The organism is Bordetella muralis, assembly GCF_054781015.1.
On sequence record NZ_BAAGVF010000008.1, the window covers coordinates 1,249,321 to 1,267,485 of the forward strand.

An 18,165-nucleotide genomic window follows, 5' to 3' on the forward strand; every position below is an offset into this window, starting at 1 on the left:
GTATCTGCTTTCGTGCCGAACACGAAAACTGAAATCGGCGGTTTCAGTCGCCCAACACAGCCGTCTCCGACTCGCGATGCAGCAGTTCGCGTTTGCGTTCCACGCCCCAGCGATATCCCGAAATATCCCCATCACGCCTGACCACACGGTGACAGGGAATGGCCACCGCCAATTGATTGGCGCCGCACGCCTGGGCCACCGCTCGCACAGCCTTGGGCGCCCCGATGCGCTGTGCGAGTTCCGCATAACTGACCGTAGCGCCCGGCGCGAGATCTCGCAGCGCTTGCCATACGCGTTGTTGAAACGCCGTTCCACGTACATCGAGCGGCAGGTTCAACCCCACACCAGGCGCCTCTACAAATCCCACGACTTGCGCTACCCACTGTTCGAACTCAGAGTCATCACCGCTTAGTCGAGCAAATGGAAAACGATCCTGTAGGTCCCGCACCAACTGATCAGGATCATCGCCCAGCCAGATCGCACAGATTCCTCGTTGGCTGCGAGCCACCAAAATTGCTCCGAGTGAGCATTCACCCACGGCAAAACGTATATCAGTATTGGCTCCGCCTGACTTATAGTCTTTTGGACGCATCCCCAACAAGCGATCGGATGCTTCGTAAAACCGGCTATTGGAATTGAACCCCGCCTCGTAAATCGCTTGCGTGATGGTTGGCGCCCCCGCTAATTCGTCACGCAGCCGTTTGGCACGAAGGGCATCCGCGTAGGCCTTTGGACTAACTCCGGTTTCTGCCTTGAACAGGCGATGAAAGTGAAAAATGCTGACGCCAGCCTGCACGGCCAATGCTTCCAGGCTGGGAGGCATTTCCGCTGTTTCTATCTGGCGACAGGCCTGGGCAACCAGCACTGCACGACGGCTGGCAGCCGCAGTGCGATCTGCGCTTGCCCGCCGGCTGGGGCGGAACCCCGCCGCCTCGGCGGCTTCAGGGGTATCGAAAAACAGTACGTTCTCACGGCGCGGCAATCGTGCCGAGCTGCTGGGCCGGCAGTACACCCCTGTAGTACGTACGGCATAGACGAAATATCCATCCGCCGCGGGATCTCGGTTCTGTACTGCCAGCCAGCGCCCCTGGTCGGTTGTGTACAAGTCTATATCGCTCGGATCGGACAAATTCGACATTAGGTCACTCGGAAAAAACGCCATTTGAGGCTGATAGCTCACTGTAGATCCGAATTTGAGCGCAAGACATCCTATTCTTGCGCTCAAATTCCCAGACAGCCGGAATTTTTGAAAAGTAAGTATTCACACCATATCCACAGAGGTCCATCCGACCCCAAAACCGCCTGTGGATAACCTCTAGAAAGCGGGACTGTGCACAGCGTGTGGACGTAAATTGAACAAGCCGGCTTTTTGGGCCGAGCTCCAAAAGTTGTTCAACTTGGTCCGCAGCGCTACACAGAACTGCTGCACAGCCAAAAACCGCTACAAGCTCATGAAATAGAATGGCTTTTTTGAGTTGATGCAGTTATCCACAGACTCTATTAATCATTAGTCTTTATATAAAGAAAAAGAAAAGAGAAAAACAAACATGCAATCCCACCAGCGCCCAGCGGTGCAAAAATAAGCTATGCGTATCCTCCTCATAGAAGACGAATCCGAATTGGCTCGGTGGTTATCCCGCAGCCTGGCCCGGCATGCCGGTTTTGTTGTTGAATGGGCTGATGACGGTCTGGTCGCCGAAAGGCGGCTGGCTGTGGAAGAGTTCGATGCTGTCATTTTGGATTTAGGCTTGCCCGGTATGGATGGCCATACCCTGCTGGCGAAAATCCGGGCTCGCGATGACCGGACTCCTGTTCTGGTACTGACGGCACGCGACTCTCTGGCCGAACGCGTCGATACCTTGCACGAGGGAGCTGATGATTTTTTGCCCAAACCATTTGTGCTCGAGGAACTCGAAGCACGATTGATCGCGTTGATCCGCCGCAGTCGCGGCCGCGAACATCCGCGGCTGGCACTTGGTGATCTGGTGCTGGATACTTCTGCACAGCGATTTACTGTACGTGGTCAACCGTTGCAGTTATCGCCCCGTGAACATGCTGTGTTGCGCGTACTTATCCAACGCAGCGGCGAACCCATCAACAAACAGCAGATCCTGGATCGCATTCAGACAGATGACTCGGATATCAACCTGGAAGCCATCGAAGTACTTGTGCACAGGCTGCGTAAAAAACTCGCCGATACAGGCGTGCAAATCGTGACCCTGAGGGGAATGGGATACTGCCTGGAGGCGATTCTTGAAACTTAGGCCGCGCCATCGCACCCTGAAATCATTGTTGTTGTGGTGGCTGATTCCGGCCCTAGTTTTCATCATGTTGATAGCTTTGTGGCTGTCAAACTATCAACTGCGCAACCAGGTCGATCAGGCATATGACCGTGCCCTCGCGGGAGCGCTGCGTTCTATCGATCACAACATATCCACAGCCAGCGGTGGACTAAGTCTCGAGCAGCCGTATTTGATGCTTGAATTTTTCGAGCTCACTGCCAATGGCAACGTGTATTACCGCATCGCTACCGAAGACGGGTTGGCAGAAATCGGCAATCAGGACCTGCCTTTGCCGAATAAGCCCCTGATTTCAGGACAACCGCAGTTTTTTAACGCGCAATACCAAGGCTTATCGTTGCGTGTCGCGGCCTTGGCCAGGCCGATGGATCCCCCTCTGTACAACAACCGCGGCGGCCGGGTAATCGTGCAGGTTGCCGAATCACTGGAAACCCGTGAAAATTTTCTAAATCAGTCGTTAGTACGTGCGCTCGAGCGCGACATCGTGGTGATACTGATTGTGGTGCTGGTGGTGGTCTGGAGCGTTTTTCGGGCAGTGCGTCCTCTCGAACGGTTACGCCAGGATGTGGAAAAGCGCTCAGCAGACGATTTAAGCCCCGTAGACGCGCCGGACATCCCAAGTGAGGTCGCTCCCTTGGTCGATGCCGTAAATCTCCATATGAGCCGTTTTACGGCTCAGGCGAGGGTCCAGCGCCAGTTCCTGGACGACGCCTCGCACCAATTGCGCACGCCCTTGTCCGTTTTGCGGACCCAGACGGCTTATGCACTGCGGGAAACCGACCCGACCGAAATACGTACGGCCCTGCTTGCCATGCAAGAGGGCCTGGATCGAGCGGTGCGCACCACCAATCAGATGCTGGCGCTGGCACGCGCCAAAAATGCGTCGCTGAGCGAAGCCGGCTTGGTCCCCGAAGAAGTCGACCTGGTGGATATCGCCCAGAACGTCATTCGCACATTGTTGCCCGCCGCACGGGGGCGCCACCTTGATCTGGGACTTGAAGCCTCGAGTCTGCCCGTTCGCATCCAAGGTGTTGATTGGTTGCTGCGTGAAGCCCTCAGCAATCTGGTCGACAACGCCATCCGCTATACGGCACCAGCGAGCCAAGTCACTGTGCGCGTCTACGCGGACGAGCGCTATGCCCGGGTGACCGTTGAAGACAGCGGGCCGGGCATGTCATCAGCAGATATTTCCCAAGCCAGCGTACGTTTCCGCCGTGGTGCCGCAGGCAAAAACAAGCCAGGTGCCGGTTTGGGGTTGGCTATCGTCGGAACCATCGTGGAAATCCATGGTGGCAGATTCGTGTTGGAGAACCGGCAACCGCAGCCTGGACTGCGTGCCGCACTAGTGTTTACCCTAGGTTCATTCCCAAATGCTGCATTGCGGCACGAAATTGCGGGAAATTGAAAGGTTCCGGAAAGGCCGGATTGAGTACGGTTGCGATCCGTTGGTCATGGATCCCGTCTTGTGGGCATGGCCGGCTCACGATGACATCTAAAAAGCGATTCACGGAGACCGCAAGATGCAACTCTTTCTGAAAGCCCGCCTGGCCGCAGCATTTGGCGCATGTGCCCTGGTTTTGGGTATGGCAACCGCCCACGCTGCCGACGAACCTCGTCGGCCCGAATGTATTGCTCCCGCCCAGCCTGGCGGCGGCTTTGACCTGACCTGCCGTCTGGCTACCGAAGGCCTCAAGCAGAGCGGCGCACTGAAATCCGCCATGCGTATCGTCTACATGCCCGGCGGCATTGGTGCCGTGGCGTATAACAACGTGGTCGCACAACATCCTGACGAGCCCGGCAGCATCGTGGCGTTCTCGGGTGGTTCGCTGTTGAACCTGGCGCAAGGCAAGTTCGGCAAATACAACGTCAACGACGTGCGTTGGCTGGCAGGCATCGGCACCGACTACGGCGTAGCTGTCGTACGCGATGATTCCCCCTACAAGGATCTGAAGAGCCTGATGGAAGCCTTCAAGCAGGATCCGACCAAGATCGTGCTGGGCGCAGGTGGTACTGTAGGCAGCCAGGATTGGATGAAAGCCGCCCTGACTGCCAAAGCCGCAGGCGTGGATTTCCGCAAAATGCGTTTCGTTGCCTTCGAAGGCGGTGGCGAGGCCGTAACGGCACTGCGCGGCGGCCATATCCAGGCATACATGGGTGACGCTGCCGAAGCTTTCACCATGCTCGAAGGCGGCGCACCGATCCGCGTGCTGGCAGTGTTCAACGATGAACGTCTGCCCGGCAAACTCAACGCAATTCCCACGGCGAAAGAGCAGGGCTACGACATTACCTGGCCCATCATCCGTGGCTTCTATGTCGGTCCGAAGGTCTCGGACAAGGACTACCAGTTCTGGGTTGATGCTTTCAACAAGATGATGGCTGCGCCGGAATACGCCAAGCTGCGTGATCAACAAGGCCTGTTCCCGTTCCAAAAGACGGGGCCTGAGCTGGATGCCTACGTCAAAGAACAAGTCAAAAAATACGAAGAGCTGGCTGATAGCTTCGGCCTGATCAAAAAGTAAAACGCAATCTGTAGGTTTAGCCGGCGGGCGCCCGAGGCAGCAGCAAGCCGAGGGCGCAGCGTGGCGACCTTTTCCGGGGGCGTCAGCATCCGACGCCCTGTTTTGCGCCGCCTTGGTCGCCATGCATGCACCGCGTGAACCCCGGCGCGCCGATTTCAGGACAAGAGATCATGACTGATCGAACTCTGGGTATTTGTGCCCTGTTCCTGGCTGCCTTCATGACATGGGCCGGCTGGGGTATCGAAGCACCTTTCGCTTACGAGCCTGTCGGGCCGCGCGCCTTTCCGATGCTGATTGCCTTGATGATCGGGTTGTGCGGGCTGCGTCTGGCAATCAAGGGCGGCAACCCTGTCGAAAGCAATCCTCCCGGTGCCAATTCGCGCATTGCGCTGATGGTGTTGGGCGCGGCGGCTTATGCGTTTCTGTTTCAGTGGTTGGGCTTCATCATTGCGACCATGTTGATGACGGTTTACGTTGGTCGTCTGTTTGGCGGTGCGTGGCTGAAATGCGTGACCGGCGGCGTGATTATGGGCGTTTTCTTCTATTTCTTGTTTGACAGAGCGCTGGACGTTGTCTTGCCCGCCGGTCTGCTGGGAGATCTGCTATGAGCGGCATCGTCGATCATTTATCTATTGGCTTTGGCGTCGCGTTTTCGCTGACTAATCTGTTGGTTGCGGCGATCGGTTCTTTCATCGGCACGATGGTTGGGGTCTTGCCTGGCCTGGGTCCTATCAACGGCGTGGCAATGCTGATTCCGATTGCATTTGCGATGAACCTGCCGCCGGAAACTGCTTTGATCTTGTTGGCCGCGGTATATGTCGGGGCTGAATACGGTGGGCGCATTACATCGATCCTGTTGAACGTGCCTGGCGAAGCCAGCGCCATCATGACGACGTTGGATGGTTATCCATTGGCGCGTCAAGGCATGGCTAACGTTGCATTGTCGTTGTCTGCATGTTCGGCGTTTGTCGGCGCGATCGTGTCCGTGACAGGCATCATTTTGCTGGCGCCGATGCTGGCCAAGTGGGCATTGGCGTTCGGTCCAGCCGAATATTTTGTGCTGATGGTTTTCGCGTTCTGCTGCTTGACGAGTCTGCTGGGTAAACAACCCATCAAGGGCGTACTGGCTGCGATGATAGGTTTGGGCATTGCAGTGATCGGCGTGGATTCCAACTCGGGCGTGTATCGCTACACTTTCGATTCGGTGCACTTGGCTGATGGTATCGACTTCGTGGTGGTGGTGATCGCGCTATTTGCCGTTGCCGAGATGCTGGAGATGCTTGAAAAAGTCGTGGCCGGACACAGCATCGAGGTCAAGTCCAGCGGTCGCAAGCTATTCAACCTGAAAGAGCTGGCGTTCACGTGGTGGAGCATCGTGCGCAGCTCGCTGGTAGGGTTCGGCGTGGGTGTGTTGCCCGGTGCTGGTGCCAGCGTTGCCGCTGCCGTGGCTTACTCCCAGGAAAAACGCATTATCGAAAGCAAAGATCCCAATGCCAAGTTTGGCAAAGGCGATATGCGGGGACTGGTTGCACCGGAATCCGCCGCAACGGCGTCGGCGATTGGTTCCTTTGTGCCGATGTTGACGCTGGGTGTCCCGGGATCGGGTACGACGGCCGTCATGATGGGGGCGCTGACGCTCTACAACATCACGCCGGGCCCGGTATTGTTCGATACCAAGCCCGAACTCGTGTGGGGCCTGATTGCTTCGTTATTCATTGCGAACGTCCTGTTGTTCGTCATGAACGTACCGATGGTTCGTGTGTTTTCCAAGGTACTCTCCGTACCTGGTTGGCTGATGGTGCCAGGCATCCTCAGCATCAGCTTCATCGGTGTGTATGCGATCAACTCCGGTACGTTTGACCTGTTGATGGTGGTCGGTATCGGTACGATTGGGTATTTCTTGCGCAAGTTCGGCGTGCCCATGGCGCCATTGGTCCTCGGGGTCGTGCTCGGCGACATGATGGAACAGAACCTGCGCCGTGCCTTGTCCATCACCAATGGCGATGTTGCCGTCTTGTATCAAAGCTCGGTGTCGATCGGTCTGTGGATCGCCGCGATTGCTGTTGTCGTGGTTCCGCAACTGTTGCGAAAACTGCGTGAAAATCGTAAATCGGAACAGGCCGCCGCCTGAGTCGGTGAATGAAAAATGGGGCCAGAAGGATGTTCGCCTTCTGGCCCCATTTTTTGGAAGGTCTACGTGCGATGCTTGGCGCCGTGCTGGGCAGATACAGTCACTAGCGTCTAAATCGATTTAAACGCCCGCTAAGCGTTCAATCGCCTGATCCAGGGTCGCGTCCTTCTTGGCGAAACAAAAGCGCACCAGGCGATGATTAGAGGCCTCTGCGTCGGGGTGTTGATAAAAGGCTGATATCGGGATGACAGTGACGCCATGTTGCACCGTCAGATCTCGAGCGAAGTCTGCTTCGGATTGCTTGGAGATCTCGCTGTAATCGGCCAACATGAAAAACGTGCCGGGGCTGGGCAAAGGTTTGAACCGGGTATTGGCCAAGCCAGCTGTCAAGCGGTCCCGCTTGGCTTGGTAAAACGATGGCAGCTCGGTGTACGGCTTGGGATCCTGCATGAATTCCGCCAATGCAAACTGCATGGGCGACGATACGGTAAAGACCATGAACTGGTGGACTTTGCGCAGCTCGGTACTGAGTTGGCGCGGGGCGCAGCAATAGCCGATTTTCCAGCCCGTCGTGTGATAGGTCTTGCCGAACGAAGAAATGACAAACGCGTGTTCAGCCAGCAGCGGCCGAGTGGCCAGGCTGGCGTGAGGTTTCCCGTCAAACACGATGTGTTCGTAGACTTCGTCTGAAAGCAGCAAAATACCGGTATCCCGGACAATGCTCTCCAGGGCATCCAGATCGCTTTCCTCGAGCACCACGCCTGTGGGGTTGTGCGGGAAGTTCAACATCAACAAACGAGTACGAGAAGTGATGGCATCACGCACGCGTTGCCAGTCGATGCGGTAATACGGGTCTGCCTCTGTCGGTGCACGCAAGGGCACCGGTACGGCCGTGCCGCCGGCCAAACGGATGGCTGGCAAGTACGAGTCGTAGCAGGGCTCGATGACAACGACCTCATCACCGCTGTTGACGGCCGCCAATACGGTAGCCATCAAGGCTTCAGTGGCCCCGCTGGTGACGGTAATCTCGGTTTCGGGATCGTAGCGGTGGCCATAAAGAGCCAGCGTCTTTTCTGCAATAGCCTGGCGTAATGGCGCCACGCCAGGCATGTAGGGGTACTGATTGTGTCCTGCGGCCATGGCGCGCGACACCAAATCACATAAGCGCGCGTCCGGGTCAAAATCGGGAAAACCTTGTCCGAGATTAATGGCTTGATGTTCGATAGCCAACCGGCTCATGACAGTGAAAATGGTGGTGCCCACATCAGGCAGCTTGGATCGGATCATGGCAATAATGCAGCTAGGGGTGAAATAAAAAGCGAACGGGCAAGTATCCCATTAACTCGGGAATGCGATTCTGATTAGTCCCGATTTATGACCGATATATTGCCTCAACGCTGATATGGAAAAAATGCGACATACGGGTAAACAACTATTTGTTTCGTCAAAGATGCGTGAGTATGCTAAGTCTCGCAGTTGATTCAAGCGTTGTACGAGCCTATTTCTAGTCGGCGTCCTTGATTCACTAGCATTCATTTTTATTATCGGGACGCTACACAAATGGTTCAGAAGGGCAAAGTCAAATGGTTCAACGCCGATAAGGGTTTCGGCTTTATTACGCCGGACGCCGGCGGTACGGACGTATTCGCACATTTCTCGGCCATTCAGGGGCGCGGTTATCGCAGCCTGAACGAAGGCCAGGAAGTGGAGTTCGAAGTCAAGGACGGTCCGAAAGGACCTCAAGCGGCCGAAATTCGCCCGCTTTAATTCGGGAAATCCCGTTTTTCCCGTGAGCCAGGTTTTACCTGGCTGCAACGCCCCGTGGCCGTATGGCTCCGGGGCGTTGTCGCATTTGCGTGCTCGCGATCCGACAGGCCGGCATAACGGGGTGAGTGTGAGGCTGTGGATAATGTTGGGAATAAGTTTGTGGATAAGGCCTGAATCCAGCGGTGGGACGAGTTTCGAGCCAGAGGCAGGCTCGATGCCTCGAAACGTGGGTTTTGCACAGAAATACTATATAGATATCTTGACCCATAGTGATCAGGCTATCGCCGCTGATTATCGTCCTGTTTATTCGCGCCCGGGCATTTTTACGTGGTTTTTCAAGGCTTAAGGCGGCAAGCTTGTGACGAGCTCGCAGGAAAGGTTCCATCAGGATCAATATTTTCTGTGCTCGCATACGGAAAATTCGAGGGGCGAAAGCTCAGTTGTTCACAAAGATATCCCCAGGGGCTATGTGGGGGTTTTCTGTGTGATTTTGGGTTTTATACGGGGCAAGATTATTTGTGGATAGATTTGTGATTATCAGTGCCGGAACGATGGCACTAGTGTTTCGATGAGAGCTTGTTTTCGAGTAAGGGGCCGAGTTATCCAACTCGGCTTTTTTTATTCTTTGATATCGCAAAGATATCCACTGGGTGGATGAGGAGGCTGAAGGTGAAGGTCGGAGTTTGTGGACAAGTTGTGGTGGCAAGTTTCAGGTGAAACAGGGCGTGAGTAGTTGGGGGTTCGCCTGGGTGGGAGTTTTGTGGATAACGTTTGGTGGGTGGAGTTGCGGGGGAGGGGGTGTGGATAGTTGCTGGTTTGACAGGCCCTGGATAGTAGGGGTGTTGGTCGGTTGTGGATAAGAGTTCTTCTGGCGTTGAGCGGGGGAGGAAGCGGTGTGGGGGCTTCGCGTGGTCGGTCGGCCGCCTGCGCGTCCGACACCGCTTCGTCAACCTCGTCGCTGCGCTCCTTCGGTTTCCCTCGCTCGTCCACGAGGCGCCCCCACACCGCTTCCTCCCCCGCTCAACTCGCGTTATCTCGTGTTGCCACAGCGGCGGGGGAACTGTCTTGCTTAGGCTTCGTAGGAGAGGGTGGATCAAGGAGGAATATCTTGCTGGGCTGCCACGGTCGGGCGCCTACGGGCGCGCCCGACCGTGGCGATCGAAGAGCTCGGGAGCGGGCATTGTGAGGTGCAGGATCTAGATGAGTTAATTGGATGAACCGGGATAAGAGCCTTAGGCGCTAGAGGCGTGGAGAAGATGGCTAAGGGGGATTGGGAGGGATTGGCAAAGGGCTGGCAAACAGACGAGGTAAGGGCAACGGAAGCGGCTAGGCAAGGAGCTTAGGGTGGCTTAGGCAAGCGCCGGGGTGGATTCTAGGACCCGTAGTTATCCACGGAATAGGGGCGAGCTCGGGGGCTTGATGTTGGGTATGGTGGAAGGATAGGCGGTCCGGGCCGTGGTTTCGAGCACGGGGAGTTGAGTGTGGGGAGTTGAGTGTGGGGAGTGATTTCGGGAGGAGCATGGCGTTGGTCGTAGCTTTCGATGTCAGGTATAGGATTCCTGCTCGGCCCCGACGCGGGGTTAGATTCGTTTGTGGCGATCCTGCCTGTCATCCTCTGTCGCCTCGGTATTTGCTCGATGTGCCATGTGCAGCTCACCATGTCGTTAACACAAACTATTCAAGGCCAGGATGGGGCGTCAATAAAGCATCAAGGAACCGGAGAGATCCGCATTCATCTCGGCGATTGGGCTCTGCGTTCTGCTACCGCGCATTGTTCCACGTGAAACAGGGCGCCAAGAGCTAGCCCGAATCATTAGAGAACCCTCCCATACGGCCCAACTGCTTGGCCAATAGTGGGTGTCCATTACCGGAATAACTGCCAGCGCTTAACCGCTTGGGCGGTCATTAATCAGTATGTCGACCTATTGAGGGTCAGGTACAAGCATATGTTCTGCCACAGTGACCCTCTCGGTTAGGTCGCTACTGCGCAGTGTTTGCCGTTCACTACGTTGGTAGGAGGGTAGGGTCGGGCCCATCATTTTCTAACCTTGGGCTGATCATTGGGTAAGCATCTGCCGAAGCACAGGCATCCCTCGTATTGGTTGCGTATGGCGAGATACCCGTCTGAGGTTGCCCCAGTGGATTGCTATCTGCCTATGGAAGGTGCCCATACCGGTACTGCAGAGGGCACTCATTGCGGGCCGGGGGGGCTTGGGGCTCGATGCGCTTTCTCCTGACAGCGGTCCTCTCGTCGCCCAAGACTCTTTTCCCAGGGTTATGTTCCACGTGAAACAGTGTAAAGATATCCGTATGGCCGACTTAGGGCTGAGAATAAAAGAGACATCGAGTGAGGGCGTGGCTCTTCAGACATGACGTACCGATGTTTCACGTGAAACATAAGCCTATTTCGTAGATGTGAGAAGTCTGTTGACTCGTAGTTACTTCTGGCTTGCCGGGAAAATCCCCGCCGTAGAGAAGAACGCATTTCAGACTGAACCCACACCCACGACCTTCTTTCCGAAGGCTGACTCATAACCCCAGGTCCCTCATGAACAGAGAAGGGCAGAAGTCTTCTTGGCCAAGTCAGAACTTCTCATCAGTCCTTCGCCCCACATGTTCCACGTGAAACACTCCCAAACCAGCGCCACACCCATATCTCAGCGGTCCACGCTCGATCGTTATCAGCGGGCGCGCCCGTAGGCGCCCGCTGATAACAACCCTGCAAAGTCCTCCTCTTGGACACAGTTGTCCCCACGAAGCCTAAGCAAGACAGTCGTACCTGCTATGCAGCGATCCAAGATTCTGCGAGGAGAGGCGGGGTGGTGGTGAGGGAGGGGCGCCTCGTGGTCGAGCGAGGGAAACCGAAGGAGCGTAGCGACGAGGTTGACGAAGCGATGTCGGACGCGAAGGCGGCCGACCGACCACGTGAAGCCCCTCCCTCACCACCACCCCGCCTCACCGCCAAAAGAACCTGCTCGCCCATATCAGTCACCACACCTCCCCAATGTTTCACGTGAAACACACCCCCATACTCCATGAAAGCCCAAAAAGATGCCACCCGTTGCAACTTCCCCTCATGTTTCACGTGAAACATCCCCAAGGTCCCCTTTATAATGGAACCTAACAAGCTCTTCCCCCCATTCCCCCATCATGAATTACCCGCGCGAATTTGACGTGATCGTCGTCGGTGGCGGCCATGCCGGCACTGAGGCTGCGTTGGCAGCTGCCCGCATTGGCGCCAAGACGCTATTGTTGACGCACAACATCGAGACCCTGGGCCAAATGTCCTGCAACCCGTCGATCGGTGGAATAGGCAAAGGACACTTGGTCAAAGAGGTCGATGCTCTGGGCGGAGCAATGGCCATTGCCACTGACGAGGCGGGGATTCAGTTCCGTATTTTGAATGGGTCAAAGGGCCCCGCCGTGCGTGCAACCAGAGCGCAAGCTGATCGGGTGTTGTACCGTAAAGCCATTCGTCATCGCCTGGAAAACCAACCTAACCTGTGGCTATTCCAGCAAGCCGTCGACGATCTCATGGTCGAAGGCGATCGAGTAGTGGGGGCCATCACCCAGATCGGGCTGAAGTTCCGCGCCCGCAGCGTCGTCCTGACTGCCGGCACCTTCCTCAATGGCCTGATTCACGTAGGCCTGGAAAATTACTCCGGTGGCCGTGCCGGCGACCCACCCGCGATCTCATTGGGCCAGCGCTTAAAAGAATTGAAGCTTCCCCAAGGACGGTTGAAAACCGGAACGCCTCCTCGCATCGACGGCCGCACCATCGACTACAGCGTCCTCGAAGAACAACCAGGCGACCTCGATCCGATTCCCGTGTTCTCCTTTTTGGGCAACACATCCATGCACCCGCGTCAGCTGCCGTGCTGGATCACCCACACCAATTCCCGTACGCACGACATCATCCGTGCGGGACTCGATCGCTCACCCATGTACAGTGGCGTGATCGAAGGCGTAGGACCGCGGTACTGTCCGTCTATCGAGGACAAAATCCATCGTTTTGCCGACAAGGCATCACACCAGGTTTTCCTCGAGCCCGAGGGCTTGGATACCCACGAGGTCTACCCCAACGGCGTATCCACCAGTCTGCCATTCGATGTCCAATGGGATTTGATCCATTCCTTACCCGGACTGGAAAACGCACACATTCTGCGCCCCGGTTATGCAATCGAGTACGACTACTTCGATCCTCGTGGATTGAAATCAACATTGGAAACCAAGGCCATCGAGGGCCTGTATTTTGCCGGACAAATTAACGGCACAACGGGTTACGAAGAGGCGGCTGCGCAAGGCCTATTAGCGGGTGCGAATGCAGCTCTGCGTTCTTTAGAACGAGAGCAGTGGACGCCTCGTCGTGACGAAGCGTATTTAGGCGTGTTGGTCGATGATCTCGTGACGCGAGGCGTGACAGAGCCCTATCGCATGTTCACCTCTCGCGCTGAATATCGTTTGAGCTTGCGCGAAGACAACGCAGATCTACGCCTGACTGAAATCGGCCGCAAATTAGGTTTGGTCGATGATGTCCGCTGGGATGCATTCAGTCGCAAGCGCGATGCAGTGGCTGCAGAAATTGAGCGATTGAAATCCACCTGGGTGACTCCGCGTAATTTTCCTGCCGAGGCGGCAGAGCCGTTGCTAGGTAAAGCGATTGAACGTGAGTACTCACTATCAGATTTATTAAAACGGCCCGCCGTGTCTTACGACTCGCTGATGGCGGCTCGCAATATCGATGGTTCATTGTTGGCCGGTCCTGGCGTGTCCGACGATGACATCCTGGCCGAACAAGTCGAAATCCAGGTCAAGTACGCGGGCTATATCGCCCGGCAACAAGACGAAGTGCAAAAGCACTTGTCGCACGAGCAGCAACGCATCCCGGCAGATATGGATTATGACGCTGTCAGCAGCCTGTCATTCGAAGTTCGCCAGAAACTCAAAACGCACCGCCCGGAAACCATCGGGCAAGCTGCGCGCATTTCCGGTGTTACGCCTGCAGCAATCTCACTATTGCTCATCCACCTAAAGCGTCTGCATTACGGCACGCGCAAGCAAGCCGCATGAGCCCCGCGTCTGAGGCCACTCTGGCACAGCGCCTGACGCAAGCCTGCGATAGCCTGGGCTTGCCGATCACTGCTGCACAAACGGAACAGTTGCTGACGTATCTGGCACAAATGCAGCGTTGGAATCGGACCTACAACCTGACCGCGATTCGTGACCCGGAACAAATGCTCGTTCAGCATTTGTTCGACAGCCTGAGTGTTGTCAATCCCTTGGCCAACACGTTGGATCCTGCCGCCATGACCAAGGTGTATGACATCGGCTCAGGCGGTGGATTACCCGGCGTCGTATTAGCGATCATGTTGCCTTCATGGCAGATCAGTTGCGTGGATGCCGTGGAAAAGAAAATGGCGTTCGTGCGTCAGATGTCGGGTGTGTTGTCTCTCTCCAATTTACGTGCCGTACACGGCCGCGTCGAAGCTCTCGCGCCCGCGCAATGCGATGTCGTCATCTCGCGTGCGTTTGCTTCTCTTAACGATTTTGCGTCACTGGCAGGCCGCCACGTGCGCAACGATGGTACCCTCGTTGGCATGAAGGGGAAGGTCCCCGAAGATGAAATTCAAGCCTTGCATCAACAGGGCGAATGGCACGTCGAACATATCCAGGCGCTGCAAGTGCCTCAGCTGGATGCACAACGCTGCCTGATCTGGATGCGTCGTAGTCAAGGAACTCTATGAACACCAAAACGTCTAGCACTCGTCCTGCACGCGTGTTTTGTATCGCTAACCAAAAGGGCGGCGTTGGCAAAACCACGACAGCCATCAATCTGGCGGCGGGCTTGGCCACACATGGCAGACGGGTGCTGTTGATAGATCTCGATCCACAAGGCAATGCGACCATGGGTAGCGGCATCGACAAAAGCACGCTGCAATCCACGCTATACGATGTTTTGATAGGCGATGCATCGATCGAACAAGCCCGCGTGCGTTCCGATGCGGGCGGCTACGACGTGCTGCCCGCCAACCGCGAACTATCCGGCGCCGAGATCGATCTCGTCAACATGGAGGCTCGCGAGCGACAGTTGAAAGCCGCAATTGGCGCTGTCGCGTCGCAATATGATTTTGTGCTGATCGATTGCCCGCCGACGCTGTCGTTGTTGACCTTGAACGGCCTGGCCGCGGCGCATGGCGTGATCATTCCGATGCAGTGCGAGTATTTTGCTCTCGAAGGTCTGTCCGATCTGGTCAATACCATCAAGCGAGTGCATCGCAACATCAACGAAGACTTGAGCTTTATCGGCTTGTTGCGGGTGATGTTCGATCCGCGGATGACTTTACAACAACAAGTTTCCGCACAGCTGGAATCCCATTTTGGGGATAAAGTATTCACTACCGTGATTCCGCGCAACGTACGTCTTGCCGAGGCCCCCAGTTATGGTTTGCCGGGGGTTGTGTATGACAAGGCCTCACGTGGCGCTCAAGCTTATATTTCTTTCGGCGCCGAGATGGTCAAACGCGTCGAAGCCATGGATTGATCTTTTCATGGCTACTCATCATGCCGTGCTGGGGTTATCCACACGTTCAAGATGGTGGTGATCGGGCGTATTGTTCCCGTTTGCGCGTCAAGACATGCTTGAGCTTGCGCCATCTATGCAGCGTACAAGATATCCACAGCAGGCATAGCAAGTTGTAAAAAGGATTTTTCGACATGGCCACCAAAAAACCCAAAGGTCTGGGTCGCGGGCTGGACGCGCTGCTCGGCGCAGACGGGCCCGCGATCGATACCTTCGCCAAAAAGACGACTGAAGTCGTCAAGCAGGTAGAGGGACCTCCGACGACATTGCTCGTTGGCAAAATGCGCGCGGGCAAGTATCAGCCGCGTACTCGCATGGACGAAGGTGCGTTGAACGAATTGGCTGAGTCCATTCGCACGCAAGGGATCATGCAACCCATTCTGGTGCGTGCGCTCAACGACGATCCCGGGCATTATGAAATCATTGCGGGCGAACGCCGTTTTCGTGCCGCGCAATTGGCGGGCTTGAAAGAAGTCCCGGTTCTGGTGCGCGAGGTCGCCGATGAAAACGCCGCCGTGATGGCGCTCATCGAAAACATTCAGCGCGAAGACCTCAACCCGCTCGAGGAAGCTCACGGCGTACGCCGTTTGCTCGATGAGTTTGGTCTCACTCACGAGCAGGCCGCGACGGCTATCGGCCGTTCGCGTTCCGCGACCAGCAACTTGCTGCGCTTGTTGAACCTGGCCGCGCCGGTGCAAACCATGCTGTTGGCCGGTGATATTGATATGGGGCATGCTCGTGCGCTGTTGGCGGTCGAAGCGGCGATGCAGATTCAATTGGCCAACCTCATCATTGCCAAGCGCCTGTCCGTACGTGAGGCCGAAAAACTCGTCGCGAAAGCCGTGAAGGATGTTGATGCCACCGCTCGGAAAAAAGGCAACGGCGCCTCGCGCGATGTGACGCGGCTTGAAGAAGCCCTTTCCGATCAACTGGGCACGCGCGTTGCGCTGAAAGTTGGAGCACGTGAAAAAGGTCAACTCGTCATCGACTTTCACGGCTGGGAACACCTGAATTCCCTGCTGGAGCGTCAAGGGCTGTCCGGAGTCCTGGATGCCTGAACGCCGGTTGCCGGTCATCGCGGTAGTAGCGACGGGCGGGACGATTGCCGGTGCCCAGGCTGACACGGCTTCGCATGCCTATCGTGCCGGCGCCTTGGCGGTCGAGCAATTGCTGGACGCCGTGCCCGGCCTGGCTCAATTGGCGGACATACAGGCAGAGCAGGTTGCCAGCGTGGGCAGCCAGAATATGACCCATGCCGTCTGGGCAACACTGGCGCAGCGTATCGATTCCCTATGCCAGGACTCTGCCATTGACGGTATCGTCGTGACCCACGGAACGGACACCCTGGAGGAAACCGCCTACTTTCTCAGCTTGGTGATTCGGCACGACAAGCCCTTGGTATTGGTGGGTGCAATGCGTCCCGCTACGGCGCCAGGCGCCGATGGGCCTGCCAATCTGTTTCACGCGGTGGCATTGGCGGGAAATGAAGCAGCGCGCGGGCGCGGACCGCTGGTGGTAATGAACGAGGATATTCACTACGCGCGCGAGATTCAAAAGGTGGCTTGCGCGGGGGTGAACGCCTTTGCTTCGCCGAATCGGGGCAGGGCGGGGGTGGTGCGGGGCAGACACGCCCAGTTTTTTTCCCGCAACGATACGGTGTACGGCACAGCAAGCGAATTTTCGATTGAAATGCTCGATGCCGTGGCTTGGCCTCGCGTCGAGGTTGTCCATGCGGGCGTGGACATGGGCAGCGATTTAATCGACTTCCTCGCCACAAAAGCGCGAGGCCTGGTGTTGGCTGGCGTGGGCGATGGCAATGCCACCGATGTAGCAATGCAAGCCCTGCAGCGCGCTGCAGCCCAAGGCGTGGCCGTTGTCCGTGCCAGCCGAACAGGTAGCGGTCGGGTGGGGCGCAGCGTCGAGGTTGACGACGATGCCGCTGGTTTTATTGCTGCTGGCGAACTCAGCCCTCAGAAAGCTCGAATCTTGTTGATGCTGGGTCTGTTGGTTTCTGCTGATCCGGCCCGGCTACAAGAGTTTTTCGACCGGTACTGAGCATTACGGGTGTCACGTGCCCAAGGCTTGCTTTATGCGGGTTGGGAAAGGATGGCCGAGCCAACTTTCGTGAAAAAGCCTATATCGCGCCTTTGGTTTGCAGCCCTCCAACAGGGCCAGCTTTGTCCTAGGGCGGCCCGGCGGCAAAAAATGTTCCGGATATACGAAAAATCCCCCGTCGTATTTGACTTTCAATTTAAAAGTGTCCATAATCTCAAGTTCTCCGCTGGAGGGGTGCCCGAGTGGTTAAAGGGGGCAGACTGTAAATCTGTTGGCCTTGCGCCTACATTGGTTCGAATCCAATCTCCTCCACCAGAGACCCATATTTTGAATCCAGGCGGGCTGCCTGGATTCTTGATGTAAAGCCCTGCTGTTTGCGGTTAATCGCGTGGCAGGGTGTAGCAAATGTGGGAAGAGTGGTGAAAGGTAGCCCGCGGGTGTAGCTCAATGGTAGAGCAGAAGCCTTCCAAGCTTACGACGAGGGTTCGATTCCCTTCACCCGCTCCAAGCTGCCCATGTGGCTCAGTGGTAGAGCACTCCCTTGGTAAGGGAGAGGTCACGCGTTCGATCCGCGTCATGGGCACCACAAATTTTTTCTTCTCTTCTTAGTCAGAAGCTTCAATCCAGGTCAGGAGTCAGCCATGGCAAAAGGCAAGTTTGAACGTACCAAGCCGCACGTGAACGTGGGTACGATTGGTCACGTTGACCACGGCAAAACGACGTTGACGGCGGCGATCACGACCGTGTTGTCGACGAAGTTCGGGGGCGAAGCCCGCGGCTACGACCAGATCGATGCAGCGCCGGAAGAGAAGG

14 protein-coding genes and 3 tRNA genes are annotated in these 18,165 nt (G+C 56.3%); 15 read left to right on the plus strand and 2 right to left on the minus strand.

The features are described from left to right. Window positions 1-43: 43 nt before the first annotated feature. Entirely contained in the window at window positions 44-1,138 is a 1,095-nt protein-coding gene (ada, locus tag ACYVIT_RS23440) for a bifunctional DNA-binding transcriptional regulator/O6-methylguanine-DNA methyltransferase Ada (RefSeq protein ID WP_415808231.1), read from the minus strand. Window positions 1,139-1,586: 448 nt separating this feature from the next. Here ada and ACYVIT_RS23445 point away from each other — a divergent pair, with 448 nt between their 5' ends. The 5 genes from ACYVIT_RS23445 to ACYVIT_RS23465 all read left to right on the plus strand — a co-directional run bounded on the left by ACYVIT_RS23445 (window position 1,587) and on the right by ACYVIT_RS23465 (window position 6,950). Continuing rightward, a complete protein-coding gene (locus ACYVIT_RS23445) occupies window positions 1,587-2,264 on the plus strand; it encodes a response regulator (RefSeq protein WP_415808232.1) in 678 nt (225 codons plus the stop codon). A 25-nt stretch (window positions 2,265-2,289) separates the two neighbouring features. Beyond that, a complete protein-coding gene (locus tag ACYVIT_RS23450) occupies window positions 2,290-3,705 on the plus strand; it encodes a sensor histidine kinase (protein WP_415808240.1) in 1,416 nt (471 codons plus the stop codon). Between the two features lie 115 nt (window positions 3,706-3,820). Further along, window positions 3,821-4,819, plus strand: a complete 999-nt coding sequence (locus ACYVIT_RS23455; RefSeq protein ID WP_415808233.1) for a Bug family tripartite tricarboxylate transporter substrate binding protein — start codon at window positions 3,821-3,823, stop codon at window positions 4,817-4,819. A 170-nt stretch (window positions 4,820-4,989) separates the two neighbouring features. Then, the gene (locus ACYVIT_RS23460) at window positions 4,990-5,427 is read left to right on the plus strand and encodes a tripartite tricarboxylate transporter TctB family protein (protein WP_415808234.1); all 438 of its coding nucleotides are present in this window, start codon (window positions 4,990-4,992) and stop codon (window positions 5,425-5,427) included. Then, on the plus strand, window positions 5,424-6,950 hold the full coding sequence (locus ACYVIT_RS23465) for a tripartite tricarboxylate transporter permease (protein ID WP_415808235.1): 1,527 nt from the start codon (window positions 5,424-5,426) through the stop codon (window positions 6,948-6,950). The genes ACYVIT_RS23460 and ACYVIT_RS23465 overlap by 4 nt, the downstream gene beginning before the upstream one ends. A 120-nt stretch (window positions 6,951-7,070) precedes the next feature. Here the strand turns inward: ACYVIT_RS23465 and ACYVIT_RS23470 are convergent, their stop codons facing one another. Beyond that, window positions 7,071-8,237 carry a pyridoxal phosphate-dependent aminotransferase gene (locus ACYVIT_RS23470; RefSeq protein ID WP_415808236.1) on the minus strand — a complete coding sequence of 389 codons (1,167 nt, stop codon included), beginning with the start codon at window positions 8,235-8,237 and terminating at the stop codon, window positions 7,071-7,073. 273 nt (window positions 8,238-8,510) lie between these two features. On the opposite strand from ACYVIT_RS23470, the gene ACYVIT_RS23475 reads away from it, so the two are divergent. The 10 genes from ACYVIT_RS23475 to ACYVIT_RS23520 form a co-directional block, all read left to right on the plus strand. Then, the gene (locus ACYVIT_RS23475) at window positions 8,511-8,717 is read left to right on the plus strand and encodes a cold-shock protein (protein ID WP_094823955.1); all 207 of its coding nucleotides are present in this window, start codon (window positions 8,511-8,513) and stop codon (window positions 8,715-8,717) included. A gap of 3,150 nt (window positions 8,718-11,867) precedes the next feature. Continuing rightward, window positions 11,868-13,787 carry a tRNA uridine-5-carboxymethylaminomethyl(34) synthesis enzyme MnmG gene (gene mnmG / locus ACYVIT_RS23480; RefSeq protein ID WP_415806885.1) on the plus strand — a complete coding sequence of 640 codons (1,920 nt, stop codon included), beginning with the start codon at window positions 11,868-11,870 and terminating at the stop codon, window positions 13,785-13,787. Beyond that, window positions 13,784-14,461 carry a 16S rRNA (guanine(527)-N(7))-methyltransferase RsmG gene (rsmG, locus tag ACYVIT_RS23485; RefSeq protein WP_415806886.1) on the plus strand — a complete coding sequence of 226 codons (678 nt, stop codon included), beginning with the start codon at window positions 13,784-13,786 and terminating at the stop codon, window positions 14,459-14,461. Before mnmG ends, rsmG begins: the two co-directional genes overlap by 4 nt. Then, window positions 14,458-15,258 carry a ParA family protein gene (locus ACYVIT_RS23490; RefSeq protein ID WP_415806887.1) on the plus strand — a complete coding sequence of 267 codons (801 nt, stop codon included), beginning with the start codon at window positions 14,458-14,460 and terminating at the stop codon, window positions 15,256-15,258. The genes rsmG and ACYVIT_RS23490 overlap by 4 nt, the downstream gene beginning before the upstream one ends. Before the next feature lie 173 nt (window positions 15,259-15,431). Beyond that, window positions 15,432-16,355: a ParB/RepB/Spo0J family partition protein gene (locus tag ACYVIT_RS23495; protein ID WP_415806888.1), complete on the plus strand. Its 924-nt coding sequence runs from the start codon at window positions 15,432-15,434 to the stop codon at window positions 16,353-16,355. Continuing rightward, window positions 16,348-17,352: an asparaginase gene (locus ACYVIT_RS23500; protein WP_415806889.1), complete on the plus strand. Its 1,005-nt coding sequence runs from the start codon at window positions 16,348-16,350 to the stop codon at window positions 17,350-17,352. Before ACYVIT_RS23495 ends, ACYVIT_RS23500 begins: the two co-directional genes overlap by 8 nt. 228 nt (window positions 17,353-17,580) lie before the next feature. Then, window positions 17,581-17,667: transfer RNA gene (locus ACYVIT_RS23505), tRNA-Tyr, on the plus strand. Window positions 17,668-17,785: 118 nt separating this feature from the next. Further along, a tRNA-Gly gene (locus ACYVIT_RS23510) sits at window positions 17,786-17,859 on the plus strand. Window positions 17,860-17,863: 4 nt separating this feature from the next. Beyond that, window positions 17,864-17,938: transfer RNA gene (locus ACYVIT_RS23515), tRNA-Thr, on the plus strand. Between the two features lie 55 nt (window positions 17,939-17,993). Further along, window positions 17,994-18,165 (plus strand): GTP-binding protein (locus ACYVIT_RS23520; protein WP_460478297.1); only part of this gene is annotated, 172 nt, incomplete at its 3' end.

Excerpts from the sequence above, each read along its gene's own strand:
- ada (WP_415808231.1), bottom strand. The coding sequence starts at position 1,138 with ATGTCGAATTTGTCCGATCCGAGCGATATAGACTTGTACACAACCGAC.
- ACYVIT_RS23445 (WP_415808232.1), top strand. The coding sequence starts at position 1,587 with ATGCGTATCCTCCTCATAGAAGACGAATCCGAATTGGCTCGGTGGTTA.
- ACYVIT_RS23455 (WP_415808233.1), top strand. The coding sequence starts at position 3,821 with ATGCAACTCTTTCTGAAAGCCCGCCTGGCCGCAGCATTTGGCGCATGT.
- ACYVIT_RS23460 (WP_415808234.1), top strand. The coding sequence starts at position 4,990 with ATGACTGATCGAACTCTGGGTATTTGTGCCCTGTTCCTGGCTGCCTTC.
- ACYVIT_RS23465 (WP_415808235.1), top strand. The coding sequence starts at position 5,424 with ATGAGCGGCATCGTCGATCATTTATCTATTGGCTTTGGCGTCGCGTTT.
- ACYVIT_RS23470 (WP_415808236.1), bottom strand. The coding sequence starts at position 8,237 with ATGATCCGATCCAAGCTGCCTGATGTGGGCACCACCATTTTCACTGTC.
- ACYVIT_RS23475 (WP_094823955.1), top strand. The coding sequence starts at position 8,511 with ATGGTTCAGAAGGGCAAAGTCAAATGGTTCAACGCCGATAAGGGTTTC.
- mnmG (WP_415806885.1), top strand. The coding sequence starts at position 11,868 with ATGAATTACCCGCGCGAATTTGACGTGATCGTCGTCGGTGGCGGCCAT.
- rsmG (WP_415806886.1), top strand. The coding sequence starts at position 13,784 with ATGAGCCCCGCGTCTGAGGCCACTCTGGCACAGCGCCTGACGCAAGCC.
- ACYVIT_RS23490 (WP_415806887.1), top strand. The coding sequence starts at position 14,458 with ATGAACACCAAAACGTCTAGCACTCGTCCTGCACGCGTGTTTTGTATC.
- ACYVIT_RS23495 (WP_415806888.1), top strand. The coding sequence starts at position 15,432 with ATGGCCACCAAAAAACCCAAAGGTCTGGGTCGCGGGCTGGACGCGCTG.
- ACYVIT_RS23500 (WP_415806889.1), top strand. The coding sequence starts at position 16,348 with ATGCCTGAACGCCGGTTGCCGGTCATCGCGGTAGTAGCGACGGGCGGG.